This is a genomic window from Streptomyces sp. SS8 (assembly GCF_054072955.1).
Map to the genome: position 1 here is coordinate 12,153 of NZ_JBSVCZ010000013.1, position 24,251 is coordinate 36,403.

Consider the following 24,251-nt stretch of genomic DNA (forward strand, 5'->3'; position numbering starts at 1 on the left):
GGGCCGCCGCCTCCCTCGGAGGGCCTGGAAGGGGGCGGCCCCGGACGCACGGCCCGTCAGACGCCGACGGGGTGCCAGACGGTCTTGGTCTCGGTGAAGGCCAGCATCCGCTTCACACCCGGGTCGGCGGACCAGTCGGAGGTCGCGTCGGCCGGGCGCAGCACCCGCTTGAGGTTGTCCGCGGCGGCCGTCTCCAGCTCCTTCGCCAGATCCGCGTCCGCGCCCGCCAGATCGATCGCGTTGACGTCGCCGTGGGCGGCGAGCGGTGCGGCGATCTCGGCCGTCCGCCCGGACAGGACGTTGACCACCCCGCCGGGCAGGTCGGAGGTGGCCAGCACCTCGGCCAGCGACAGGGCCGGCAGCGGGGCGCGCTCGCTCGCCACGACGACGGACGTGTTGCCGCCGACGATCACCGGGGCCAGCACCGAGACCAGCCCGAGCAGGGAGGACTCCTGAGGGGCGAGCACGGCGACCACACCGGTCGGCTCCGGAGTGGAGAGGTTGAAGTACGGGCCCGCGACGGGGTTCGCCCCGCCCGCGACCTGGGCGATCTTGTCGGACCAGCCCGCGTACCACACCCAGCGGTCGATCGCCGCGTCCACCCGGGCCGCGGCCTTCGCCTTCGACAGCCCTTCGGCGGCGGCCACCTCCGCGGCGAACTGCTCGCGGCGGCCCTCCAGCATCTCGGCGATCCGGTAGAGGATCTGGCCCCGGTTGTATGCGGTCGCCCCCGACCAGGGGCCGAACGCCTTGCGGGCCGCGACCACCGCGTCCCTGGCGTCCTTGCGGGAGGCGAGCGGGGCGTTGGCCAGCCAGTTGCCGCGTGTGTCGGTCACCTCGTACACCCGTCCGCTCTCGGACCTGGGGAACTTCCCCCCGACGAACAGCTTGTAGGTCTTGAGAACGCCCAGGCGCGTGCGCGCGGCGCCCCCGGTGTTGCCGGACTGCTCAGACATCGAGGTACGCCTCCAGACCGTGACGGCCGCCCTCGCGGCCGAAGCCCGACTCCCTGTAGCCGCCGAACGGCGAGGTCGGGTCGAACTTGTTGAACGTGTTGGCCCACACCACGCCGGCCCGGAGCCTGTTCGCCATCGCCAGGATGCGAGAGCCCTTCTCCGTCCACACGCCCGCGGACAGGCCGTACTGCGAGTTGTTCGCCTTGGCCACCGCCTCGTCCGGGGTGCGGAAGGACAGCACCGACAGCACGGGGCCGAAGATCTCCTCGCGGGCGATCCGGTGGGCCTGGGTGACGTTCGTGAAGACCGTCGGCGCGAACCAGAAGCCCCGCTCGGGCAGTTCGCACGCCGGGGACCACCGCTCGGCGCCCTCGGCCTCGCCGCTGTCGGCGAGTTCGGTGATGCGGGCGAGCTGCTCGGCGGAGTTGATCGCGCCGACGTCGGTGTTCTTGTCCAGCGGGTCGCCCACCCGCAGGGTGGACAGCCTGCGCCGCAGCGCCTCCAGCAGCTCGTCCTGCACCGACTCCTGGACCAGCAGGCGAGAGCCCGCGCAGCACACCTGGCCCTGGTTGAAGTAGATGCCGTTCACGATGCCCTCGACGGCCTGGTCGACCGGCGCGTCGTCGAAGACGATGTTGGCGCCCTTGCCGCCCAGCTCCAGGGTGAGCTTCTTGGTGCTTCCGGCGACCGTGCGCGCGATCTGCTTGCCCACGGCCGTGGAGCCGGTGAAGGCGACCTTGTCGACGCCCTCGTGCGCCACCAGCGCCGCTCCCGTGGAGCCGTCGCCGGTGAGGATGTTGACGACCCCCCTCGGCAGTCCCGCCTGGCGGCAGACGTCCGCGAAGAACAGCGCCGACAGCGGGGTGGTCTCGGCGGGCTTGAGGACCACGGTGTTGCCGCAGGCCAGCGCCGGGGCGACCTTCCAGGCCAGCATCAGCAGCGGAAAGTTCCACGGGATGACCTGGGCGGCCACGCCCAGCGGCCTCGGGTCCGGCCCGTAGCCGGCGTGGGCCAGCTTGTCGGCCCAGCCCGCGTGGTAGAAGAAGTGCGCGGCGACCAGGGGCAGGTCGGCGTCGCGGGTCTCGCGGATCGGCTTGCCGTTGTCCAGGGTCTCCAGGACGGCCAGCTCGCGCGAGCGCTCCTGGATGATCCGGGCGATCCGGAACAGGTACTTGGCGCGCTCGGCGCCGGGCAGCGCCGACCAGGAGGCGAAGGCGCGGCGGGCGGCGGCCACGGCCGCGTCCACGTCCTCGGCGCCGGCGTGGGCGACCTCCGTCAGGACCTCCTCGGTGGACGGCGAGACGGTCTTGAAGGACTTGCCGCCCGCGGCCTCGCGGAACTCGCCGTCGACGAACAGCCCGTAGGAGGGGGCGATGTCCACCACGGCGCGGGACTCGGGCGCGGGTGCGTACTCGAACATGGGGCTCATCGTGATCAGTCCACCGTCACGTAGTCGGGGCCGGAGTAGCGCCCGGTGGTCAGCTTCTGGCGCTGCATCAGCAGGTCGTTCAGGAGACTGGAGGCGCCGAAGCGGAACCAGTCGGGGTGCAGCCAGTCGTCGCCGAGGACCTCGTTCACCATCACCAGGTACCGGACCGCGTCCTTGGTGGTGCGGATGCCGCCCGCGGGCTTGACCCCGATCCGCGTCCCCGTCGCGGCGCGGAAGTCGCGGACGGCCTCCAGCATCACCAGGGTGTTCGCCGGGGTGGCGTTGACCGCGACCTTGCCGGTGGAGGTCTTGATGACGTCGGCCCCGGCGAGCATCGCCAGCCAGGAGGCGCGGCGGATGTTGTCGTAGGTGGACAGCTCGCCGTTCTCGAAGATCACCTTCAGGTGCGCGTCCTCGCCGCCGGGGCGGGCGCAGGCCTGCTTCACGGCCCGGATCTCCTCGAAGACCTTCATGTAGCGGCCGGAGAGGAAGGCGCCCCGGTCGATCACCATGTCGATCTCGTCGGCGCCGGCCGCCACCGCGTCACGGGTGTCCGCCAGCTTCACGCCCAGCTCGGCGCGGCCGGAGGGGAAGGCGGTGGCCACGGAGGCGACCTTCACATCCTGCCCGCCGCAGGCGTCCAGGGCCTGCCGGGCGGTGGCCACCATGTCCGGGTAGACACAGATCGCGGCGACCTTCGGCACGGTGCGGTCGGTGGGATCGGGGTTGACGCCCTTGGCGCACAGCGCCCGGACCTTGCCCGGGGTGTCGGCGCCCTCCAGGGTCGTCAGGTCGATCATCGAGATGGCCAGGTCGATGGCGTACGCCTTCGCCGTGGTCTTGATCGAACGGGTGCCGAGCTGGGCCGCGCGGGCTTCGAGGCCGACCGCGTCGACCCCGGGCAGGCCGTGCAGGAAGCGGCGCAGCGCGGCGTCGGAGGCGGTCGCGTCCGCCAGTGCGGGGGGCGCGGCGGGAGGCGGTGCGGAGGGTGCGGTGGGAGACGAGGCAGGCATGGTCACCAGAGGAGCATATCTACGCGCGTAGCAAACTGTCATCCCCCTCCCCCCGTATCCCGGCCGGGCGCACGGCGGGCCTGCGACCGGGCCCATGAGCGGGCCTGTGACCGGCCGGTGAGCGCCCACCGGCCGGAGGTCCGTGCGGCGCGGTCGTGCAGAATCGGAGGCATGAGTGAGCAGACCGGATACGCGGACCACACCTACCGCTCGACCATGGGGATGGTGGGGGGCACGCTGCTGATGGCGCTCGTCGTGCTGCTTGCCGCCGACGGGATCGTCAGCGGCGAGGGCCGCACCCGGTGGCTCTCGCTGGCCGCGCTGGTGGCCCTCGTGCCGCTGATCTTCGCCTTCTCCCTGCGGCCCGCCGTGTACGCGGGGCGCGAGCGGCTGCGGGTGCGCAACCCCTTCCGCACGATCACGCTTCCGTGGGCGTCGGTCGAGGGCGTACGGGCCGCCTACTCCGCCGAGGTCTTCGCGGGCGACGGCAAGTACCAGATGTGGGCGATCCCGGTCTCGCTGCGCCAGCGCAAGAAGGCGCTGCGGCAGAGCCAGGGAGGCGGCGCCGCCTCGGCGAACCTGTCGGGCCCCGGGTCGGTGTTCGCTCCGGGGCTGACCGACGCCGGCGGCTACCGGCCCCAGGCGGACCAGGCGATCGACGAGATCCGCGCCCTGGCCGAGCGCCACTCCTCCGACGAGGGGGCGCAGGGCGCCCCGAGCGTCCGCTGGGCCTACGAGGTCATCGTCCCGGCGGTGGCCGGCGGGGCGGCCCTGCTGGCCCTGGTCTTCCTGGGCTGAGGCCCCGGTCCGCCCGCGTGGCGTCCCACAGGCTTTCCGCGTGCCTCCACGGACCCGTGGTGCCGTGCCGGGCGGTGCGGAACCTTCCGTCCGTACCGTCCGTACCGCCCGTACCGCCCGCGCCGCCGGACGCCCCGCCCGGCCCGGCGTACCTCAGATCCCCGCGGCGGCGGCGAGGTCCGTCCTGAGGGCGCCCAGCACCCCCCGCGCCGTGGCGCGGGCCGCGGCCAGCTCCGAGGCGTCCGCCACGGAGACGACCACCTCCAGGTAGCACTTCAGCTTCGGTTCCGTGCCGCTGGGGCGGACGACGATCCGGGCGCCGGCCACCCGCCGCCGGGGGTCGCCCGCCAGCCGGTAGCGCAGGCCGTCCGTCGGCGGCAGGGCCTCGCTCCCCAGGCTCAGGTCCTCGGCCGAGGTCACCGTCAGACCGGCCAGCACGGCCGGTGGCGCCTGGCGCAGCCGGCGCATCGCACCGGCGATCACGGACAGGTCCTCCACCCGCACCGAGAGCTGGTCGGTGGCGTGCAGCCCGTACTCCACCGCGATGTCGTCCAGCAGCTCCGCCAGGGAGCGGCCGCTCTCCTTCAGCTCGGCGGCCAGCTCCGCGACGAGCAGCGCCGCGGTGATGCCGTCCTTGTCGCGCACGCCCTCGGGGTCGACGCAGTAGCCCAGCGCCTCCTCGTAGGCGTAGCGCAGCCCGTCGGTGCGGGCCAGCCACTTGAAGCCGGTCAGCGTCTCGGCGTACGGCAGGCCCGCCGCCTGTGCGATGCGCGACAGCAGGGAGGAGGAGACGATCGTGGTGGCGAAGGCCCCCCGCGCCCGCTTGTGCACCAGATGGGTGGCCAGCAGCGCCCCCACCTCGTCGCCGCGCAGCATCCGCCAGCCCGCGTCCGCCTCCGGGTCGGGGACGGCCACCGCGCAGCGGTCGGCGTCGGGGTCGTTGGCGATCACCAGATCCGGCCGGTGCTCGCGGGCCGTGGCGAAGGCCAGGTCCATCGCCCCGGGCTCCTCCGGGTTGGGGAAGGCCACGGTCGGGAAGTCCGGGTCGGGTTCGGCCTGCTCGGCCACCGGCACCGGGACGGGGAAGCCCGCGCGCTCGAACGCGGCGGCGGCCGTGGCGCCGCCCACGCCGTGCAGCGAGGTGTGGACCACCTTCACGTCCCGGGGCCCGCCGGGGGTGAGGACACAGGCCGCGCGCTCCAGGTAGGCGTCCACGACCTCCTCGCCGAGCACCTCCCAGCCGGACCCGGCGCGCGGGACGTCCGCCAGGGAGCCGATGGAGGCGATCTCGTCGGCGATCTCCCCGTCGGCGGGCGGCACGATCTGGGAGCCCCCGCCGAGGTAGACCTTGTAGCCGTTGTCGCGCGGCGGGTTGTGGCTGGCGGTGACGGTGACGCCCGCGACGGCGCCCAGGTGCCGGACGGCGAAGGCCAGTACGGGTGTGGGCAGCGGGCGGGGCAGCAGGGCCGCCCGCAGGCCGGCACCGGTCATCACGGCGGCGGTGTCGCGGGCGAAGTCCTCGCTGCGGTGGCGGGCGTCGTAGCCGATGACGACCAGGCCGCCGCCGTGGCCGCGGCCGCGCAGATGGGCCGCGAGCCCGGCGGCCGCGCGGATGACGACCGCGCGGTTCATCCGCATCGGGCCGGCGCCCAGTTCCCCGCGCAGCCCGGCGGTGCCGAACCGGAGGGTGCCCGAGAAGCGGTCCTCCAGTTCCTCCAGGTCGCCGGCCTCGATGAGGGCGGCCAGTTCCGCACGGGTCTGCGGGTCGGGGTCCTCGGCCAGCCAGGACCGCGCCCGCGCGGTCAGGTCCTCGTGCACGGTTGCCACGGTCTCTTCCGCCTCTCGCGTGTCGCCTGTGGGGCGGCGCCGTACGCCGCTCCCGCTTCGCTCCGGCGCCGGTGGGCGCGCGGCTCCCGGTGTCCACCGGTACCCGCGACGCCCGCCCGGCCCGCCCCGGGATGGGCCGTCCGGGGGCGGGGACGGGAGCCCGGGGTCCGTACCACCCGCCCGGGGCGCCGGGTCAGATGCGCCGCAGGACGCTGTCCAGCAGCGAGCCCATCCGGGCGGCCGAGTCGCGGCCCGCCTGGAGGACCTCCTCGTGGTTGAGCGGTTCGCCGGTCATGCCCGCGGCGAGGTTGGTCACCAGGGAGACGCCCAGCACCTCGGCGCCCGCCTCGCGGGCGGCGATCGCCTCCAGGACGGTGGACATGCCCACCAGATCTCCGCCGATCGCCCGGACCATGCCGATCTCGGCGGGCGTCTCGTAGTGCGGGCCGGGGAACTGGACGTAGACGCCCTCCTCCAGGGTGGGGTCCACCTCCTGGCACAGCGCGCGCAGCCGCGGCGAGTACAGGTCGGTGAGGTCGACGAAGTTGGCGCCGACGATCGGCGAGACGCCGGTGAGGTTGATGTGGTCCCGGATGAGGACCGGCTGGCCGGGGCGCATCCCGGGGCGCAGCCCGCCGCAGCCGTTGGTCAGCACGACGGTCTTGCAGCCCGCGGCCACGGCCGAGCGGATCCCGTGGACGACGGACGCGACGCCACGGCCCTCGTAGTAATGGGTGCGGCCCAGGAAGACCAGCGCCCGCTTGTCGCCGAGGCGGTGCGAGCGGATCTTTCCGGCGTGGCCCTCGACCGCCGGCGGCGGGAAGCCGGGCAGGTCGGTGACCGGGAACTCGTGTTCCGGCTCTCCGAGCGCGTCGGCGGCCGGCACCCAGCCCGAGCCCATGACCAGGGCGACGTCGTGGGTCTCCGCGCCGGTCAGCTCGCGCAGGCGCGCCGCCGCGGTGCGGGCGGCGGCGTACGGGGCGCCGGAGTAGTCGGTGGTGGCAGAAGCGTTCACGCCGATGAGGGTAGCCGCTAATCGCCTACGCGCGTAGACGGGTGTCCGGGGAGTGGTCCCGGAAGCGGTCGAAAGCGGACTCGGGAGAGTCGGAATGTCTCGAAACAGGCAGAAGTGGCCGGAAATCGCCCCGTGGCGGCCCGTCCGGCGGGGCCCCGTCCGGCCCGGCCTCAGCAGGGACGCTTGCGCAGCTCCGTCACATAGTCGTGGGGCGCCCCGGCCGACTCCGCCGCGTCGGCGATCTCCCCCAGGTAGCGGGCCGAGGGCAGCCCGCCCTCGTAGCCGTTGAGGACGTAGCACCAGGCCGGCTCGTCCCCGTCCAGGGTGTGCACCCGCACCCGCATACGGCGGTAGACGTCCATGCCGACGCCCTCCCAGCGGTCCATGGAGTCCTCGTCCATGGGCGCGATGTCGTACAGCGCGACGAACACGGTCGCCTTGGGGGCCTCGACGATGGTCGCCAGCGAGCCCTCCCACCCCATGTGCTCGCCGCCGAAGGTCAGGCGCCAGCCGCTGAGCCACCCGGTGCCGCGCAGCGGCGAGTGCGGGGCGCGGCGGGACATCAGCCGGGCGTCGAGGTTTCCGGCGTATGCGGCGTAGAGCGACATGCGACGAGGGTATAGGCAGCGGCCCGGACCACCCGTGCGGACCGCCCCGTGCGCACCGCCGCGTCCCCGCCGCACCCCGCCGCCCGCCGCCGTGCCCGCGGCGGGTGGTGGCGGCCGCCGCGGGAGCGCGTGCGAGACTGGGGTACGTGACTCGGATCGTGATCATCGGTGGTGGACCCGGCGGCTACGAGGCGGCGCTGGTGGCCGCGCAGCTCGGGGCGGAAGTGACCGTCGTCGACCGCGACGGTCTGGGCGGCGCCTCGGTGCTGACCGACTGCGTCCCCTCCAAGACCCTCATCGCGACCGCCGAGGTGATGACGAGCTTCGGCTCCTCCTACGAGGAGCTCGGCATCATCGTCGAGGACGGCACCCCCGACCCCGACAACCCCGCCCGGGTCGTCGGCGTGGACCTGGGGAAGGTCAACCGGCGTGTGAAGCGTCTGGCGCTGGCCCAGTCGCACGACATCACCGCCGCCGTCACCCGCGCCGGAGCCCGCGTGCTGCGCGGCCGCGGCCGGCTGGAGCCGAAGCAGGCGCCCGACGGCACGCGGCAGGTCGTGGTGGAGACGGCCGGGGGCGAGGAGGAGCGGCTGACGGCCGACGCCGTGCTCATCGCCACCGGCGGCAAGCCGCGCGAGCTGCCCGACGCCCGCCCCGACGGCGAGCGCATCCTGAACTGGACGCAGGTCTACGACCTGGAGGAGCAGCCCGAGGAGCTGATCGTGGTCGGCTCCGGCGTCACCGGCGCCGAGTTCGCGGGCGCCTACCAGGCGCTCGGCTCCCGGGTGACGCTGGTCTCCTCGCGCGACCGCGTGCTGCCGGGCGAGGACCCGGACGCGGCGGTCGTGCTGGAGGAGGTCTTCCGCCGCCGCGGCATGAACGTGATGTCGCGCTCCCGGGCCGCCTCCGCCAAGCGCGTCGGGGACCGGGTGGAGGTCACCCTCTCCGACGGCCGGGTCATCACCGGCAGCCACTGCCTGATGGCCGTCGGCGCCGTCCCCAACACCTCGGGCATCGGCCTGGAGGAGGCCGGGGTGGTGCTGAAGGACTCCGGCCACATCCGCACCGACCGGGTCTCGCGCACCTCCGTGCCCGGCGTCTACGCGGCCGGCGACTGCACGGGCGTGTTCGCGCTCGCCTCGGTCGCGGCCATGCAGGGCCGGATCGCGATGTACCACTTCCTGGGCGAGACGGTGGCCCCGCTGGACCTGAAGACGGTCTCGGCGAACGTCTTCACCGACCCGGAGATCGCCACCGTCGGCTACACCCAGGCCGACGTGGACGCCGGCCGGATCGACGCCCGCGCCGTCAAGCTGCCGCTGCTGCGCAACGCGAGGGCGAAGATGCAGGGCGTGCGGGACGGTTTCGTGAAGCTGTTCTGCCGCCCGGGCACGGGCATCGTGGTCGGCGGCGTGGTGGTCGCGCCGCGCGCCAGCGAGCTGATCCACCCGATCGCGATCGCGGTCGACAACAACCTGACGGTCGAGCAGATCGCGAACACCTTCACGGTCTACCCCTCGCTGTCGGGTTCGATCGGCGAGGTGGCGAGGCAGCTCCAGACGCGGAAGGCGGCCGAGGGCGGCTGACCGGGGGCCCGGGTTCCGCCGGGCCGTCCGCGTATACCACGGCAGGGTTCTGCCTACGAACAATTTCCGTTATTCAGCGGAAACAGCTGAAAGCAGACGGTCGCACGGGTTACCGTCTGTTCTGTGTTCGCTGCAGAACGTCGTCAACTGATCCTCGAAATGGTGCGGGCCAACGGAGCCGTGTCGCTCCGCGAGCTCGCACGTGTCGTCCAGACCTCCGAAGTGACCGTGCGTCGTGATGTCCGGGCGCTGGAGGCGGAAGGGCTGCTGGACCGTCGGCACGGCGGCGCGGTGCTGCCCGGCGGCTTCTCACGGGAGTCCGGCTTCCCGCACAAGGCGCATCTGGCGACGGCCGAGAAGAGCGCCATCGCCGACGCCGCCGCGGGTCTCGTGGAGGAGGGCGAGGCCGTCGTCGTCGGCGCCGGGACGACCACGCAGGAACTGGCCCGCCGCCTGGCGCGCGTTCCCGGCCTGACCGTGGTCACCAACTCCCTGCTGGTGGCGCAGGCGCTGGCGCACGCCAACCGCGTCGAGGTCGTGATGACCGGCGGCACGCTCCGCGGCGCCGACTACGCGCTGGTCGGCAGCGGCGCCGAGCAGTCCCTGCAGGGGCTGCGGGTCTCGCGCGCCTTCCTGTCCGGCAGCGGGCTGACGGCCGAGCGAGGGCTGTCGACCTCCAACATGCTGTCGGCGAGCGTGGACCGGGCGCTGGTGCAGGCCGCCGCGGAGGTGGTCGTCCTGGCGGACCACACCAAGCTGGGCGTCGACACCATGTTCCAGACCGTCCCCCCGGAGGCCATCACCCGTCTGGTGACGGACGAGCCCCCGCCGCACGAGGACCGGGCGGCGGCCGAACTCCAGGCGCTGGCGGACCAGGGCGTCCAGATCACGGTGGCCGGCGCGGCCGGTACGCCGTCCGGAGCGGTGGGCGCGGCGCCCGTGGCCCACCCCGGCCAGGGCGGTCCGGCCGGGGCGGAGGGCGAGGGCCGGTCGTCCGGTGGTCCGGGCGGCCGGCCGCGGCGCGAGGTGCCGCTGCCGGGTCAGCGGGGCCGGCACCATCCGCCGGGCGGCGGGGGCGGCGCCCAGCTGCGGGCGGCCCCGTCGATCGCTCCGGGCGAGAGCCAGGCGATGGGCCGGGTCGCGGATCTGGCGCCGCGGCGCCACTGAGACCGGCCGTCCGCCGGCGCGCACGCGCATACGGCGAGTCCGGCGTGTACGGAGGAAGGGGGGTGGGACGGCCGGGGCCGTCCCACCCCCCTTCCGTGCGCCGGGGTGGTGCGGGTTCAGTCCTTGATCTCGCAGATGACGGCGCCGGCGCTGACACCGGCTCCGACGGTGGCGTTCAGGCCCTTGACGGTGCCGGCGCGGTGGGCGTTGATGGGCTGCTCCATCTTCATCGCCTCCAGCACCACGATCAGCTCGCCCTCGGCCACCGTCTGGCCCTCCTCGACGGCGACCTTGACGATGGTGCCCTGCATCGGGGAGGCCAGTGCGTCACCGGAGGCGGCCGGGCCGGACTTCTTGGCCGCGCGCCGCTTGGGGCGGGCGCCGCCGGCCGCGGCGGTGCGGGCCAGAGTCATGCCCAGCGAGGCGGGCAGGGAGACCTCCAGGCGCTTGCCGCCGACCTCGACGACCACCGTCTCGCGGCCGGGCTCGTCGTCCTCCTCGTCCGCGCCGGGCGCGGCGAAGGGCTTGATGTCGTTGACGAACTCGGTCTCGATCCACCGGGTGTGGACGGTGAACGGGTCGGCGGGGCGGCCGCTCACCTCCGGGGCGAAGGCCGGGTCGGCGACCACCGTGCGGTGGAAGGGGATGGCGGTGGCCATGCCCTCGACCTGGAACTCCGCCAGCGCCCGGGCGGCGCGCTGGAGGGCCTGCTGCCGGGTGGCGCCGGTGACGATCAGCTTGGCCAGCAGCGAGTCCCAGGCCGGGCCGATGACCGAGCCGGACTCCACACCGGCGTCCAGGCGCACGCCCGGGCCGGTGGGCGGGTCGAACTTCGTCACGGTGCCCGGGGCGGGCAGGAAGTTCCGGCCGGGGTCCTCGCCGTTGATGCGGAACTCGAAGGAGTGGCCGCGCACCGGCGGGTCGTCGTAGCCCAGTTCCTCGCCGTCGGCGATGCGGAACATCTCGCGCACCAGATCGATGCCGGTGACCTCCTCGGTGACCGGGTGCTCGACCTGCAGGCGGGTGTTGACCTCCAGGAAGGAGATCGTGCCGTCCTGGCCGACGAGGAACTCGCAGGTGCCGGCGCCGACGTAGCCGGCCTCCTTCAGGATGGCCTTGGAGGCGCGGTACAGCTCGGCGTTCTGCTCGGCCGTCAGGAACGGCGCGGGGGCCTCCTCGACCAGCTTCTGGTGGCGGCGCTGCAGCGAGCAGTCACGGGTGGAGACGACCACCACGTTGCCGTGCTTGTCGGCCAGGCACTGGGTCTCCACGTGCCGGGGCCGGTCCAGGTAGCGCTCCACGAAGCACTCGCCGCGGCCGAAGGCGGCCACCGCCTCGCGGACGGCCGAGTCGTACAGCTCGGGGACCTCCTCCAGGGTGCGGGCGACCTTCAGGCCGCGCCCGCCGCCGCCGAAGGCGGCCTTGATGGCGATCGGCAGGCCGTGCTCCTTGGCGAAGGCCACCACCTCGTCCGCGCCGGAGACCGGGTCGGGGGTGCCGGCCACCAGCGGGGCGCCGGCGCGCTGGGCGATGTGGCGGGCGGCGACCTTGTCGCCCAGGTCGCGGATGGCCTGCGGGGGCGGGCCGATCCAGTTCAGCCCGGCGTCGATGACGGCCTGGGCGAACTCGGCGTTCTCCGACAGGAAGCCGTAGCCGGGGTGGATCGCGTCGGCGCCGGAGTCGGCCGCGGCCTTGAGCACCTTGGAGATGTCCAGGTAGCTGGTGGCGGGGGTGTCGCCGCCGAGCGCGAAGGCCTCGTCCGCCACCCGCACGTGGAGTGCGTCCCGGTCCGGGTCGGCGTAGACGGCCACGCTCGCGATCCCGGCGTCCCGGCAGGCCCGGGCGACCCGGACAGCGATTTCACCGCGATTGGCGATGAGCACCTTGCGCACGATGGCTTCCTCCTTGGCGCTGGGCCGCAACATATGAGCGATGTGAGTTTAGGTATCGGCGACACCGCAGGCCGAGTCGCCCAGGGGGGTGAGCTTGCCCACACGGAATGTGATCCCCGGGAGCCCGGGGAGCCCAAATCCCTTGTGGGTACACGGTACGCCGCGATCTCGCGCCCGGCTGGAGATCTTCGGTGTGGTCAAGGTTACTGTCCAGCGGGGAAGCGAGCGTCCCGGACTCTTTGTGGGATTCCTACGAATGGAGAGGGGATTCTTTGCCGGGGCGCGAGGCCTTTCCCCGGCCGTTACCCGTTAGTAGCATGCGCGCTGTCGAAGGGGCCGCACACCGCGCGCCCATGGGACGACGGGTGGGGGACGGGATGGCGCACAGAAGGGCGGTGGCCCTGGCGACGGCCGCCGTGCTCGCGGCCGAAGCCGCCGGTGCCGGGTGGCTGCACTGGGTCCTGGGCCTCATGGCCGACCGTCAGGAGATGTCCCTGGCCGGGCTGGAGCCGCGTCTGATGGCCGTCTCGGCCTGGACCGGCGGCGTGCTCGTCGGCTCCTACCTGCTGCTGTGCGCCGCGCTGCTGCTGCGTACGGGGCTGGCCGACCGGCCGCCCGCCCGCATCGCCCGCGCCCTGCTGGTCGCCGCGGCCGTGGTGCACGGGGTGCTCGGCGCGCTCGGTGTCGGACTGGTGGGCTGGGCCGCGTTCGCGGCCATGATGCTCGTGCTCGGGCTGCTGGTGCTGACCCTGGTGGCGTACGGCCCCCGCGACCGTACCAAGGCGGCGCGGGGGCCGGGTGCGCCTGGGGGCCCGCAGGGATTCGGGGGAGCCCCGGCGGGACCGCCCGGGCCGCCCCTCACACCCACAGCTCCGTGACGGGTACGCCCAGCTCGGTCAGGAGGCGGCGCAGCAGCGGCAGCGACAGCCCGATGACGTTGCCGTGGTCGCCCTCGATGCCGTCGACGAAGGGGGCCGAGCGGCCGTCGAGGGTGAAGGCGCCCGCGACGTGCAGCGGTTCGCCGCTGGCGACGTAGGCGGCGATCTCCTCGTCGCTCGGCTCGCCGAAGCGGACGGTGGTGGAGGCGGTCGCCGAGGCCCGGCGGCCGGTGGCCGTGTCCACCACGCAGTGCCCGGTCACCAGGACGCCCGCCCGCCCGCGCATGTCCTTCCAGCGGGCCGTGGCCTCCTCGGCGTCCGCCGGCTTGCCCAGCGGCCGCCCGTCCAGCTCCAGCACCGAGTCGCAGCCCACGACGAGAGCGCCGGCGGCCTCCGGCCGCCCGGCCACGGCGTCGGCCTTCGCCTCGGCCAGCAGCAGGGCCAGCTCGGCCGGGGTGGGGGCGTCCAGGGCGTCCTCGTCCACACCGCTGACGATCACCTCGGGCGCCATCCCCGCCTGCCGGAGCAGCCCGAGCCGGGCGGGGGACTGGGAGGCGAGGACGAGACGGCGGCGGGGCGTGGTGTCGTGAGGCATGCGGCCCATCCTAGGAAGCCTCCCGGCAACCGCGGGCCGGGCCCGCCCCGCGGCGGGGCCGCCCGCTCACAGCAGCAGGAAGACCGCCACCATGGCGACGGCGAGCAGCCAGCCGGTACGGCGGAGCATCGCCTGGGTGGTGCGCAGCTCCTCGGGGGGTTCGTCGGCCGGGTCGGACCAGAGCATGCCCCCGATCCTGCGCCACGGCCGTGTGTGGTTTCCCCCCGGCCGACGGGCGGGTCAGGCGGGCCAGTACGCCGTCCGCCAGGCCCGCGGGCCCGGGTGCGGCAGGCGGTGGCCGGGGACGGTGCGGGCCGGGTCCGACCACTCCGAGCCGCGCTCGGCGGGCCCGTCGGCCCCGCCCGCGGCCGCGAGGGCCGCGGCCCGGGTGCGCACCACCGCCAGGGCGGCGGCCAGTTCCTCGGGGGTCGGATTACCGCGTACGACCTTGATCACGTCACGGTCTCCTCGCTGTCGCGGGCGGTCAGAGCGGGATGTTGCCGTGCTTCTTCGGCGGCAGCGACTCGCGCTTGTTGCGCAGCGAGCGCAGCCCCCGCACGATGTGGCGGCGCGTCTCGGAGGGCACCACCACCGCGTCCACGTACCCGCGCTCGGCGGCCACGTACGGGTTGAGCAGGGTGTCCTCGTACTCGGCGGTCAGCCTGGCCCGCAGCTCCTCGCGCTCCTCGTCCGTCTCCGCCGCCGCCAGCGTCCTGCGGTGCAGGATGTTGACCGCGCCCTGCGCGCCCATCACCGCGATCTGGGCGGTGGGCCAGGCGAAGTTGAGGTCGGCGCCCAGGTGCTTGGAACCCATCACGTCGTACGCGCCGCCGAACGCCTTGCGGGTGATGACGGTGATCAGCGGCACCGTCGCCTCGGCGTAGGCGTAGATCAGCTTGGCGCCGCGCCGGATGATGCCGCCGTACTCCTGGTCGGTGCCGGGCAGGAAGCCCGGCACGTCCACGAAGGTCAGCACGGGGACGTTGAAGGCGTCGCAGGTGCGCACGAAGCGCGCGGCCTTCTCGGAGGCGTCGATGTCCAGGCAGCCGGCGAACTGCATCGGCTGGTTGGCGACGATCCCGACCGGGTGGCCCTCCACCCGGCCGAAGCCGGTGAGGATGTTCGGCGCGAACAGCGGCTGGGTCTCCAGGAACTCGCCGTCGTCCAACACGTGCTCGATCACGCCGTGCATGTCGTACGGCTGGTTGGCCGAGTCCGGGATCAGCGTGTCCAGCTCGAGGTCGGTCCCGGAGGTCTCCAGGTCCGCCTCCTCGGGGAAGGCGGGCGGCTCGGAGAGGTTGTTGGACGGCAGGTACGACAGCAGGGCCTTGACGTACTCGACCGCGTCCTCCTCGCCGGAGGCCATGTAGTGCGCCACGCCGGAGGTGGAGTTGTGGGTGCGGGCGCCGCCCAGCTCCTCGAAGCCGACGTCCTCGCCGGTGACGGTCTTGATGACGTCGGGGCCGGTGATGAACATGTGCGAGGTCTGGTCGACCATCACCGTGAAGTCGGTGATCGCCGGGGAGTAGACCGCGCCGCCCGCGCACGGGCCCACCACCAGCGAGATCTGCGGGATCACACCGGAGGCGTGGGTGTTGCGGCGGAAGATCTCGCCGTAGGCGCCGAGTGAGGCCACGCCCTCCTGGATGCGGGCGCCGCCGGAGTCGTTGATGCCGATGACCGGGCAGCCGGTCTTCAGCGCGAAGTCCATCACCTTGACGATCTTCTGGCCGAAGACCTCGCCCAGCGCGCCGCCGAAGACGGTGAAATCCTGGGAGAAGACGGCCACCGGGCGGCCGTCGACCGTGCCGTAGCCGGTGACGACGCCGTCGCCGTAGGGGCGGTTGGCGTCCAGACCGAAGTTGGTCGAGCGGTGGCGGGCGAACTCGTCCAGCTCCGTGAACGACCCCTCGTCCAGCAGCAGTTCGATCCGCTCGCGGGCGGTCAGCTTGCCCTTGGCGTGCTGCTTCTCCACCGCGCGCGCCGAACCCGCGTGCGTGGCCTCCTCGATACGCCGCCGCAGATCCGCGATCCTGCCCGCGGTCGTGTGACGATCCTGGTCCTCGGGGGCTGGGCTCTGCTGCTCGGACACGGGCTGCGGCTCCTCGTCGTGGCGTCTGGTCGTCGTGCGTCGTGCGTCGTGGCGTCTGGCTACCGACTCGTAGCGTATCGGCGCGGGAGTGATCCGGCGGTGCGGCGTTTGCCACACCTAATCTGTCTTGCATGACACCGAACGACCCGTCGGACAGTCCCTGGTCGGACCTGGAACGCCCCCCGCTGAACGCCGCCTCGCTGCGCCGTGCGCTGGTGCGGCCCGAATCGCTGTGGACCTCGCTGGAGGTGGTGGAATCCACCGGCTCCACCAACACCGACCTCGCCGCGCGGGCCGCCCGCGGCGAGACGCGGGAGGGAGAGGTGCTCGTCGCCGAGCGGCAGACCGCGGGGCGCGGTCGGCTGGAGCGCACCTGGACGGCGCCCGCCCGCTCGGGGCTGTTCCTCTCCGTACTGCTGACCCCCGGGGCGCCCGCCGAGCGGTGGAGCTGGCTGCCGCTGCTGGCCGGAGTCGCCACCGCCTCCGCCCTGTCCCGCACCGCCGGGGCGGACGTGGTGCTGAAGTGGCCCAACGACGTCCTGGTGCGCTCCGGGGACGAGGAGCGCAAGATCGGCGGCATCCTCTCCGAGCGCGTCGAGCGGCCCGGCGGCCGGGCCGCCGTGGTGCTGGGCATCGGCCTCAACGTCACACTGCGCCAGGAGGAACTGCCGGTGCCCGGGGCCGGCTCCCTGGCCCTGGCGGGCGCGCGCGTCACCGACCGCGACATCCTGCTGCGCGCGGTGCTGCGCTCCGTGGAGGAGTGGTACGTCCGCTGGCGGGAGGCCGACGGCGACCCGGAGGCGAGCGGAGCGCGCGAGGCCTACACCGCCGGCTGCGCCACGCTGGGCCGGCGGGTGCGCGCGGTGCTGCCCGGGGAGCGCGAGCTGCTGGGCGAGGCGGTCGCGGTGGACGGAGCCGGGCGGCTGGTCCTGGCCGGCGCCGAGGGCGTGCAGCAGCCGGTGGGCGCGGGCGACATCGTGCACCTCAGGCCCGGTTCGCCGGGGGCGTAGGGCGCCCGCCGGGGCGGCCGCGGGAGTGTCGTCGGGAGCGGTCGCCGGGAGAGTGAGCCAGGGCACACCTGCCGTATCGTTGAGGCGACCCAGCGCGGCGGGCGCGGCGGCAGTGAGTGGATCGGAAGGGCAGTGGACGACTCGGGCACCCCAGCCGAAGAGCCGGCGACGGACGGCGAAGCGGCCGGCGAGGCGGCCCATGACCAGGCCGGGCCGGAGGAGGACCCCCTCGCGCTCCGTCTGGAGCAGCTGATCCTCGGCGCCGGCCGGCAGTACACGCCCTTCCAGGCGGCCCGCGCCGCCGACGTCTCCATGGAGCTGGCCGCCCGCTTCTGGCGCGCGATGGGGTTCGCCGACATCGGCCAGGCCAAGGCGCTGACCGAGACGGACGTGATCGCGCTGCGGCGGCTGGCCGGCCTGGTGGAGGCGGGGCTGCTGAGCGAGGCGATGGCGGTGCAGGTGGCGCGGTCCACCGGGCAGACCACCGCGCGGCTGGCCGAGTGGCAGATCGACTCCTTCCTGGAGGGCCTGACCGAGCCGCCCGAGCCGGGCATGACCCGCACCGAGGTGGCCTACCCGCTGGTCGAGCTGCTGCTGCCGGAGCTCCAGGAGTTCCTGGTGTACGTCTGGCGGCGGCAGCTGGCCGCCGCCACCGGCCGGGTGGTGCAGGCGGCCGACGACGAGGAGATGGTCGACCGGCGCCTGGCGGTCGCCTTCGCCGATCTGGTCGGCTTCACCCGGCTGACGCGCCGGCTGGAGGAGGAGGAGCTGGGCGAGCTGGTCGAGGCGTTCGAGACCACCGCCGCCGACCTGGTCGCCGCGCACGGCGGCCGGCTGATCAAGACGCTCGGCGACGAGGTGCTCTACGTCGCCGACGACGCGGGCACCGCGGCCGAGATCGGGCTGCGGCTGATCGAGACCCTGGCCAACGACGCGACGATGCCGGAGCTGCGGGTGGGCATGGCCCTGGGCACGGTCACCACCCGGATGGGCGATGTCTTCGGCAACACGGTCAACCTGGCCAGCCGGCTGACCTCGATAGCGCCCAAGGACACGGTGCTGGTGGACGGCGCGCTGCGCGCCGAACTGGTGGCCGCGGGGGAGGCGCCGGAGTCGGAGAAGGAGACGGACGCCGGCGCTTCGTACCGCTTCGCGCTCCGCCCCCTCTACCGGCGCCCGGTACGCGGCCTCGGCGTCATCGAGCCCTGGCTGCTGACCCGCCGCACTCCCGGTTCCTGACCGCCTCACCCCGGTTTCCGGCCGCCTCCCTGCCGCTCGCCCCTGACCCGCCGGGCGGGGCGGATGGCATGATGCGCCCGTACACCAGTGAGCGATCGTTAACCGGAAGGGCTGCGTGGACGACGTGAGCGAGGGCGTGAGCATGGGCGAGGAGCGGTTCGGCGAGTGGGTGGCGGTGCGGCGGGAGCCGGACGGGCACGTCGCCGAGCTGGTGCTGGACCGGCCGAAGGCGATGAACGCCGTCTCCACCGAGATGGCCCGGAACATCGGCGACGCCTGCGCCGCGCTCGCCGCGGACCGGCGGGTGCGCGCCGTGGTGCTCTCCTCCACCCACGAGCGGGCGTTCTGCGTGGGCGCCGACCTGAAGGAGCGCAACTCCTTCAGCGACGCCGACCTGTCCCGGCAGCGGCCGTACGCCCGCGCCGCCTACACCGGGGTGCTGGAGCTGCCGGTGCCGACGATCGCGGCCGTGCACGGGTTCGCGCTCGGCGGCGGCTTCGAGCTGGCCCTGTCCTGCGACCTGATCGTCGCCGACCCCACCGCGGTGGTCGGCCTGCCGGAAGTGTCGGTCGGGGTGATCCCCGGGGGCGGCGGCACCCAGCTCCTGCCGCGCCGGGTGGGCGCGGCCCGCGCCGCCGAGCTGATCTTCACCGCGCGCAGGGTGGAGGCAGGGGAGGCCCGTGAGCTGGGCCTGGTCGACCTCCTCGCGGCCCGCGGCGAGGACCGCGCCGAGGCGCTGGAGCTGGCCCGGCGCATCGCCGCCAACTCCCCGGTGGGCCTGCGGGCGGCCAAGCGAGCGCTGCGCACCGGATGGGGGATGGACCTGCGCGCCGGTCTGGAGGTCGAGGACGCGGCCTGGCGGTCGGTGGCGTTCTCCGGCGACCGGGCCGAGGGCGTGGCCGCCTTCAACGAGAAGCGGGCCCCGCGCTGGCCGGGGGAGTGACCCGGGGCTGAGCGGGCACGAGCCCGGTGAGCCGGAGCGGGCCGGTGCGAGCCGGTCGGCGACCCGGAGTGAAGGCCCATAACCTGGGTCGTGTGGATCGGGTACGGCATGGGTGACGACGCGCGGCTGAGGACCGTGGTGGGGCTGGCGCAGGAGATGGCCGCCGCCCACACCCTGCGCGACGTCGCCCGCACCGCCGCCGAGGGCGCGCGGGCCGCGCTGGGCGGCTCCTTCGCGGCCCTGTCCGTCTGGGAGCGCGAGCGCGGCCTGCTGCGGGTGCTGGTCAACACCGGCGAGCGGCGCGGGGACGAGGAGGAGTTCCCCGAGGACGAGACGTACCCGGTCCACGACTTCCCCGAGATCACCGGTCTGCGCCGGGGCGGCGGCCCGGGGGCCGGGACGCGCGCCTGGGTGGAGACGGCCGACGGAGGGGAGCGGGTGTCCCGGTACGGCCCCGGGGCGCCCCAGGAGGGCCGGTCCCCGGCGCTGCGCCGGCGGGGGCGCGGCTGCTGCGTGGTTGCCCCGGTCGTGGTGGACGGGCGGGCGTGGGGCGAGCTGTACGTGGCGCGCGAGCCCGGCCGGCCGGTCTTCGACCGGGCCGACGCGGACTTCGCCGAGGCGCTGGCGTCGGTGATCGCGGCCGGGATCGCCCAGACCGAGCGGCTGGAGGAGGTGCGCCGGCTGGCCTTCACCGACCCCCTCACCGGTCTGGCGAACCGCCGGGCGGTGGATGTGCGGTTGGAGGAGGCTCTGGAGCGGCACCGAGCGGACGGGACGGTGGTCAGCCTGCTGGTCTGCGACGTCAACGGGCTCAAGGGGGTCAACGACGTGCTGGGCCACGAGGCGGGCGACCGGCTGCTGGAACGTTTCGCCTCGGTGCTGTCCCTGTGCGGCGCGATGCTCCCGGACACGCTGGCCGCCCGGCTGGGCGGGGACGAGTTCTGCCTGCTGGCGGTGGGGCCGCCGGCCGACGAGGTGGTCCGGGTGGCGGACGAGGTGTGCCGCCGGGCGGCGGAGCTGGAGACGGGGCAGGGGGTGGCCTGCGGGGTCGCCTCGACGGGCGATCCGATAGGCCCGGTCCGCTCGGCCCGCCGGCTGTTCCGCCTCGCCGACGCCGCCCAGTACCGGGCCAAGGCCGCCCGTACCGACAAGCCGGTGGTGGCCGGGCGCGAGGGCGGCGGGGAGACCGGTGCGGCCGGACGGGCGGAGGGCCCCGAGTACACCGGGGACGCCGTGGTCCGCCTGGCCGACCAGGCCGAGCAGGGGCGGATCGGGGCCCGGGGCGACCGCCGACGGCTGCGCGGCCTGGACGTGTGAGGGCTCGGGGCGCGGGCCCGGGGGCGTACGCGGGCCCGGCGCGGAACCCGCGCGGGCCGGGCACGGCCCCGGCAGGGTCGTGACAGAACTCGATTCACTCTTTAGTGTTCCTGAATATGGATATGCAGAACCGTGTGGTGATCGGCTCCTCCGGCACCACCGCCGAGGACGTCGTAGCCGTCGCCCGCGGCCTGGCCCGCGTCGAACTGTCCGACGAGGCGCTGGCCGCCCTCGCCGCCGCCCGCCGGGTCGTCGACGACCTGGCCGCGTCCCCCGACCCCGTCTACGGCGTCTCCACCGGCTTCGGCGCCCTGGCCGTCCGCCACATCCCCGCCGAACTGCGCGTACGGCTCCAGCGCAACATCGTCCGCTCGCACGCCGCCGGCATGGGACCGCGCGTGGAGCGCGAGGTGGTGCGGGCGCTGATGTTCCTGCGGCTGAAGACCCTGGCCTCGGGCCGCACCGGGGTGCGGCCCGAGGTGGCCCGCGCCATGGCGGACCTGCTCAACGCGCGCATCACCCCCGTCGTCCACGAGTACGGCTCGCTCGGCTGCTCCGGCGACCTGGCGCCCCTGTCGCACTGTGCGCTGGCCCTGATGGGCGAGGGGGACGCCGAGGGCCCCGACGGGCGGGTGCGGCCGGTGGCCGAGCTGCTGGCCGAGCACGGACTGGCCCCCGTCGAGCTGCGGGAGAAGGAGGGGCTGGCCCTCCTCAACGGCACCGACGGCATGCTCGGCATGCTGGTGATGGCCTGCGACGACCTCGCCCGGCTGCTGACCTGCGCCGACATCACCGCCGCCCTCACCCTGGAGGCGCTGCTGGGCACCGAGCGGGTGCTCGCGCCCGAGCTGCACGCCGTCCGCCCGCACCCCGGCCAGGCCGCCTCCGCCGCCAACATGCTCAAGGTCCTGGCCGGCTCGGAGCTCACCGGCCACCACCAGGACGACGCCCCGCGCGTCCAGGACGCCTACTCGGTGCGCTGCGCCCCCCAGGTCGCGGGCGCCGGGCGCGACACCCTGGCGCACGCCCGCACCGTCGCCGAGCGGGAGCTGGCCGCGGCCGTGGACAACCCGGTGGTGCTCCCCGAGGCGGGCCGGGTGGAGTCCAACGGCAACTTCCACGGCGCACCGGTCGCCTACGTACTGGACTTCCTCGCCATCGCCGCGGCCGATCTGGCCTCCATCGCCGAGCGCCGTACCGACCGGCTGCTGGACCGCAACCGCAGCCACGGGCTGCCGCCCTTCCTGGCGGGTGACGCGGGCGTGGACTCGGGGCTGATGATCGCCCAGTACACCCAGGCCGCCCTGGTGAGCGAGATGAAGCGGCTGGCGGTCCCGGCCTCGGTGGACTCGATCCCGTCCTCGGCGATGCAGGAGGACCACGTGTCGATGGGCTGGTCGGCCGCCCGCAAGCTGCGCACCGCCGTCGACGGGCTGACCAGGGTGGTGGCCGTGGAGCTGTGCGCGGCCGCCCGCGCGGTCGAGCTGCGCGCGGCGGACGGGCTGACCCCCTCACCCGCCGCCTCGGCGGTGGTGGCCGCGGCGCGCGAGGCCGGGGTGCGGGGCCCGGGGGAAGATCGTTATCTGGCGCCGGAGTTGGCGGCGGCGGAGGCGTTCGTCCGCACGGGAGGGCTGGTGGCGGCGGCCGAGACCGTCACCGGGCCGCTGGCGTGAGACCCTCGCGGCCGGCCCGGACGCGGGCGTTGACCAGCAGGGCGGCGCCCGCGCCGAGGAAGCCGAGGCCGCCGACGAGGTAGGGCGTGCTGTCGAAGGTGCCGGTGTCGGCCAGCACCACCTCGCCCCCGGAACCGGTCAGGGTCTGAGTCCGGGGCTGGGTCTGGACCTGTGTCCGCGGGGCGGTGGTCCCGGCCGGCTCGCCGTCGCCGGTGGCGTTCGCGGACGGTACGAACCACAGACCGCACAGGAGGCCGCCCGCGACGGCGGCGGTCACCAGCGGTCGACGGTGTGCTCGCACGGAAGAGCCCCCTCGGTGCAGCGGATCGGCGGTGCTGGGACCGATGCTAACGACGACAGGGGTGCGGCGTGAAGGGCGGCCGGCACCCGCGTTCTCCACGCCCCGGCCGCCTTGTGCGAAATCGGTCACATTGCCACATAAGCGCCGTGACAGGAGGAATGCGCTGTGATGTGATCGGGTGTCACGGGCGGACGGATCTGCCGGTAACGATCCGGAACCGCGGGGGAATTCCCGCCCGCCGGTGCAACCCCTGGTGACCGGAGGGTGTCTTACCCCACAGTCTTACCCTGGGTGGAACGAGTCACAGTTCCCTCGCGTTCTCGTATGTGCGGCCGTGGGGTGGACGTCCCGCTTCGCCCGTACCGGACGGCGTGGGACGCGGAACGGGGAGCCAGAGGTTCGTAAGCGGATGGAGAAGCGTGTGATGAGGGACGGCAAGCGCCGCAGGAGCGTCGTGGCGGCGGCCGCGCTGCTCAGTGGAGTGCTCACACTGTCGGCGTGCGGGGGTGAGAGCGGCAGCACCGGCGGGTCCGAGGCCGACTCCGCGAAGAAGCCGGAGAAGGAGCAGGCCCAGGTGGACAAGGCGGCGGCGGAGAAGGCCTCCGACGCCCGAATAGTCATCACACCCAAGGACGGCGCGGACAACGCCAGCATCCACGCGGCCAAGGTGGGGGTGAAGGGCGGCAAGCTCACCTCGGTGACCATGAAGGCCGTCGCGACGGGCCAGGAGGTCGAGGGCACCCTCGCGGCCGACGGCAGCGGCTGGAAGCCCAATGGTCAGCTGGAGCGCGCCACCCGGTACACGATCTCCGCCGAGGCCGAGGACTCCGAGGGCCGCAAGGCGCTGGAGAACGCCACCTTCACCACGGTCTCGCCCGACAACAGCTTCATCGGCTACTTCACGCCCGAGGACGGCTCGACCGTCGGCGTCGGCATGCCCGTCTCCCTCAACTTCGACAAGGGCATCACCAACAAGAAGGAAGTCCAGGCCGCGATCGAGGTCAACACCACCGGCGGCCAGGAGGTCGTGGGCCACTGGTTCAGCGACACCCGCCTGGACTTCCGCCCCAAGGACTACTGGAAGTCCGGCTCCAAGGTCACCGTCGACCTCAACCTCGACGGCGTCGAGGGCGCCGACGGCGTCACCGGCGTCCAGGACAAGAGCTTCAGCTTCACCGTCGGCCGCTCCCAGGTCAGCACGGTCGACGTGAAGACCAAGACCATGGAGGTCGTCCGGGACGGCAAGACCGTCAAGACCTTCAAGATCTCCGCGGGCGCGCCCGAGACCCCGACCTACAACGGTCAGATGGTGATCTCCGAGAAGTACAAGGAGACCCGGATGAACGGCGCGACCGTCGGCTTCACCGACGACGACGGCAAGGGCGAGTACGACATCCCCGACGTGCCGCACGCCATGCGCCTGTCGACCTCCGGCACCTTCATCCACGGCAACTACTGGGGCGCCGACTCGGTCTTCGGCAACGTCAACACCAGCCACGGCTGCGTCGGGCTGAACGACGTCCAGGGCGCGAACGACCCCGGTCAGGACGGCGCCTGGTTCTTCGACAACTCGCTCCTGGGCGACGTGGTCATAGTCAAGAACTCGCCCGACAAGCAGATCACCCCGGACAACGGCCTCAACGGCTGGAACATGTCCTGGGAGGACTGGAAGGCCGGATCCGCCCTCTGATCCCCCGGCCTCCGGCAAGGGCCACTGACGGCCCGCCGACCGCGCCCGCCGCACCTTCGGCACACCTCCCGGAAGGCGGCGGGGAACGGCGAACCACGCCGCTCCCCGCCGCCTTCCGCCGTTCTTCCGTGGAACCGGGGAAACACGGACGGGCCGGAGATGAACCGGACCGGCCCCGGAAGCGTCCTCATCATCGCGAGAGCCGGAAGCGACCCGCTTCTG

General features: G+C 73.8%; 22 protein-coding genes. 10 read left to right on the forward strand and 12 right to left on the reverse strand.

The genetic code is table 11. The annotated features are described in order from the left end of the window. Window positions 1–56: 56 nt before the first annotated feature. Genes ACW69E_RS14520 through deoC form a run of 3 tightly spaced genes read right to left on the reverse strand, consistent with a single transcriptional unit; the run spans window position 57 to window position 3,398 of the window. Window positions 57–956 carry an aldehyde dehydrogenase family protein gene (locus ACW69E_RS14520; protein WP_457498649.1) on the reverse strand — a complete coding sequence of 300 codons (900 nt, stop codon included), beginning with the start codon at window positions 954–956 and terminating at the stop codon, window positions 57–59. Next, complete coding sequence (locus tag ACW69E_RS14525; protein ID WP_457498650.1) at window positions 949–2,385, reverse strand: aldehyde dehydrogenase family protein; 1,437 nt, start codon at window positions 2,383–2,385, stop codon at window positions 949–951. The genes ACW69E_RS14520 and ACW69E_RS14525 overlap by 8 nt, the downstream gene beginning before the upstream one ends. Window positions 2,386–2,390: 5 nt before the next feature. Further along, window positions 2,391–3,398 (reverse strand): deoxyribose-phosphate aldolase, encoded by a 1,008-nt coding sequence (deoC, locus tag ACW69E_RS14530; RefSeq protein WP_457498760.1) that lies wholly within the window; start codon window positions 3,396–3,398, stop codon window positions 2,391–2,393. A gap of 171 nt (window positions 3,399–3,569) precedes the next feature. On the opposite strand from deoC, the gene ACW69E_RS14535 reads away from it, so the two are divergent. After that, window positions 3,570–4,196 carry a PH domain-containing protein gene (locus tag ACW69E_RS14535; protein ID WP_457498651.1) on the forward strand — a complete coding sequence of 209 codons (627 nt, stop codon included), beginning with the start codon at window positions 3,570–3,572 and terminating at the stop codon, window positions 4,194–4,196. Between the two features lie 153 nt (window positions 4,197–4,349). Here ACW69E_RS14535 and ACW69E_RS14540 read toward each other — a convergent pair whose 3' ends face one another. From ACW69E_RS14540 to ACW69E_RS14550, 3 genes are all read right to left on the reverse strand, one after another. Then, window positions 4,350–6,023: a phospho-sugar mutase gene (locus ACW69E_RS14540; protein WP_457498652.1), complete on the reverse strand. Its 1,674-nt coding sequence runs from the start codon at window positions 6,021–6,023 to the stop codon at window positions 4,350–4,352. A 193-nt stretch (window positions 6,024–6,216) separates the two neighbouring features. Then, on the reverse strand, window positions 6,217–7,038 hold the full coding sequence (locus tag ACW69E_RS14545; RefSeq protein ID WP_457498653.1) for a purine-nucleoside phosphorylase: 822 nt from the start codon (window positions 7,036–7,038) through the stop codon (window positions 6,217–6,219). A 170-nt stretch (window positions 7,039–7,208) separates the two neighbouring features. Further along, the gene (locus ACW69E_RS14550) at window positions 7,209–7,646 is read right to left on the reverse strand and encodes a gamma-glutamylcyclotransferase (protein ID WP_101256430.1); all 438 of its coding nucleotides are present in this window, start codon (window positions 7,644–7,646) and stop codon (window positions 7,209–7,211) included. Between the two features lie 137 nt (window positions 7,647–7,783). Here ACW69E_RS14550 and ACW69E_RS14555 point away from each other — a divergent pair, with 137 nt between their 5' ends. Together ACW69E_RS14555 and ACW69E_RS14560 are read left to right on the forward strand one after the other, a co-directional pair. After that, the gene (locus tag ACW69E_RS14555; RefSeq protein WP_457498761.1) at window positions 7,784–9,232 is read left to right on the forward strand and encodes an NAD(P)H-quinone dehydrogenase; all 1,449 of its coding nucleotides are present in this window, start codon (window positions 7,784–7,786) and stop codon (window positions 9,230–9,232) included. Between the two features lie 159 nt (window positions 9,233–9,391). Next, window positions 9,392–10,399 (forward strand): DeoR/GlpR family DNA-binding transcription regulator, encoded by a 1,008-nt coding sequence (locus ACW69E_RS14560; protein ID WP_457498762.1) that lies wholly within the window; start codon window positions 9,392–9,394, stop codon window positions 10,397–10,399. Between the two features lie 116 nt (window positions 10,400–10,515). On the opposite strand, the gene ACW69E_RS14565 is transcribed toward ACW69E_RS14560, so the two are convergent. Beyond that, on the reverse strand, window positions 10,516–12,291 hold the full coding sequence (locus tag ACW69E_RS14565) for an acetyl/propionyl/methylcrotonyl-CoA carboxylase subunit alpha (protein WP_457498763.1): 1,776 nt from the start codon (window positions 12,289–12,291) through the stop codon (window positions 10,516–10,518). Window positions 12,292–12,668: 377 nt separating this feature from the next. Between ACW69E_RS14565 and ACW69E_RS14570 the strand changes: the two genes are divergently transcribed. Beyond that, a complete protein-coding gene (locus ACW69E_RS14570) occupies window positions 12,669–13,169 on the forward strand; it encodes a hypothetical protein (RefSeq protein WP_457498654.1) in 501 nt (166 codons plus the stop codon). On the opposite strand, the gene ACW69E_RS14575 is transcribed toward ACW69E_RS14570, so the two are convergent. From ACW69E_RS14575 to ACW69E_RS14590, 4 genes are all read right to left on the reverse strand, one after another. Next, on the reverse strand, window positions 13,150–13,764 hold the full coding sequence (locus ACW69E_RS14575) for a nucleoside triphosphate pyrophosphatase (RefSeq protein WP_457498655.1): 615 nt from the start codon (window positions 13,762–13,764) through the stop codon (window positions 13,150–13,152). The genes ACW69E_RS14570 and ACW69E_RS14575 overlap by 20 nt on opposite strands. Window positions 13,765–13,830: 66 nt before the next feature. Next, entirely contained in the window at window positions 13,831–13,950 is a 120-nt protein-coding gene (mmpB, locus tag ACW69E_RS14580; RefSeq protein ID WP_369126572.1) for a morphogenic membrane protein MmpB, read from the reverse strand. Window positions 13,951–14,004: 54 nt separating this feature from the next. Then, window positions 14,005–14,220 carry an acyl-CoA carboxylase subunit epsilon gene (locus ACW69E_RS14585; protein WP_237880496.1) on the reverse strand — a complete coding sequence of 72 codons (216 nt, stop codon included), beginning with the start codon at window positions 14,218–14,220 and terminating at the stop codon, window positions 14,005–14,007. Between the two features lie 28 nt (window positions 14,221–14,248). Further along, a complete protein-coding gene (locus tag ACW69E_RS14590) occupies window positions 14,249–15,856 on the reverse strand; it encodes an acyl-CoA carboxylase subunit beta (RefSeq protein WP_457498656.1) in 1,608 nt (535 codons plus the stop codon). A gap of 131 nt (window positions 15,857–15,987) precedes the next feature. On the opposite strand from ACW69E_RS14590, the gene ACW69E_RS14595 reads away from it, so the two are divergent. The 5 genes from ACW69E_RS14595 to hutH all read left to right on the forward strand — a co-directional run bounded on the left by ACW69E_RS14595 (window position 15,988) and on the right by hutH (window position 22,038). Next, window positions 15,988–16,866 carry a biotin--[acetyl-CoA-carboxylase] ligase gene (locus ACW69E_RS14595; protein WP_457498657.1) on the forward strand — a complete coding sequence of 293 codons (879 nt, stop codon included), beginning with the start codon at window positions 15,988–15,990 and terminating at the stop codon, window positions 16,864–16,866. A 132-nt stretch (window positions 16,867–16,998) separates the two neighbouring features. Continuing rightward, window positions 16,999–18,105: an adenylate/guanylate cyclase domain-containing protein gene (locus ACW69E_RS14600; RefSeq protein WP_457498658.1), complete on the forward strand. Its 1,107-nt coding sequence runs from the start codon at window positions 16,999–17,001 to the stop codon at window positions 18,103–18,105. A 142-nt stretch (window positions 18,106–18,247) separates the two neighbouring features. Continuing rightward, window positions 18,248–19,048 (forward strand): enoyl-CoA hydratase/isomerase family protein, encoded by an 801-nt coding sequence (locus ACW69E_RS14605; protein ID WP_457498764.1) that lies wholly within the window; start codon window positions 18,248–18,250, stop codon window positions 19,046–19,048. Between the two features lie 108 nt (window positions 19,049–19,156). Continuing rightward, a complete protein-coding gene (locus ACW69E_RS14610; RefSeq protein WP_457498659.1) occupies window positions 19,157–20,365 on the forward strand; it encodes a diguanylate cyclase domain-containing protein in 1,209 nt (402 codons plus the stop codon). Between the two features lie 116 nt (window positions 20,366–20,481). Next, on the forward strand, window positions 20,482–22,038 hold the full coding sequence (hutH, locus tag ACW69E_RS14615) for a histidine ammonia-lyase (protein WP_457498660.1): 1,557 nt from the start codon (window positions 20,482–20,484) through the stop codon (window positions 22,036–22,038). Here the strand turns inward: hutH and ACW69E_RS14620 are convergent. Further along, window positions 22,019–22,339: a hypothetical protein gene (locus ACW69E_RS14620; protein ID WP_457498661.1), complete on the reverse strand. Its 321-nt coding sequence runs from the start codon at window positions 22,337–22,339 to the stop codon at window positions 22,019–22,021. The two genes, hutH and ACW69E_RS14620, sit on opposite strands and share 20 nt — an antisense overlap. A 409-nt stretch (window positions 22,340–22,748) precedes the next feature. Between ACW69E_RS14620 and ACW69E_RS14625 the strand changes: the two genes are divergently transcribed. Then, complete coding sequence (locus ACW69E_RS14625) at window positions 22,749–24,029, forward strand: L,D-transpeptidase (RefSeq protein ID WP_457498662.1); 1,281 nt, start codon at window positions 22,749–22,751, stop codon at window positions 24,027–24,029. Window positions 24,030–24,251: the final 222 nt, after the last annotated feature.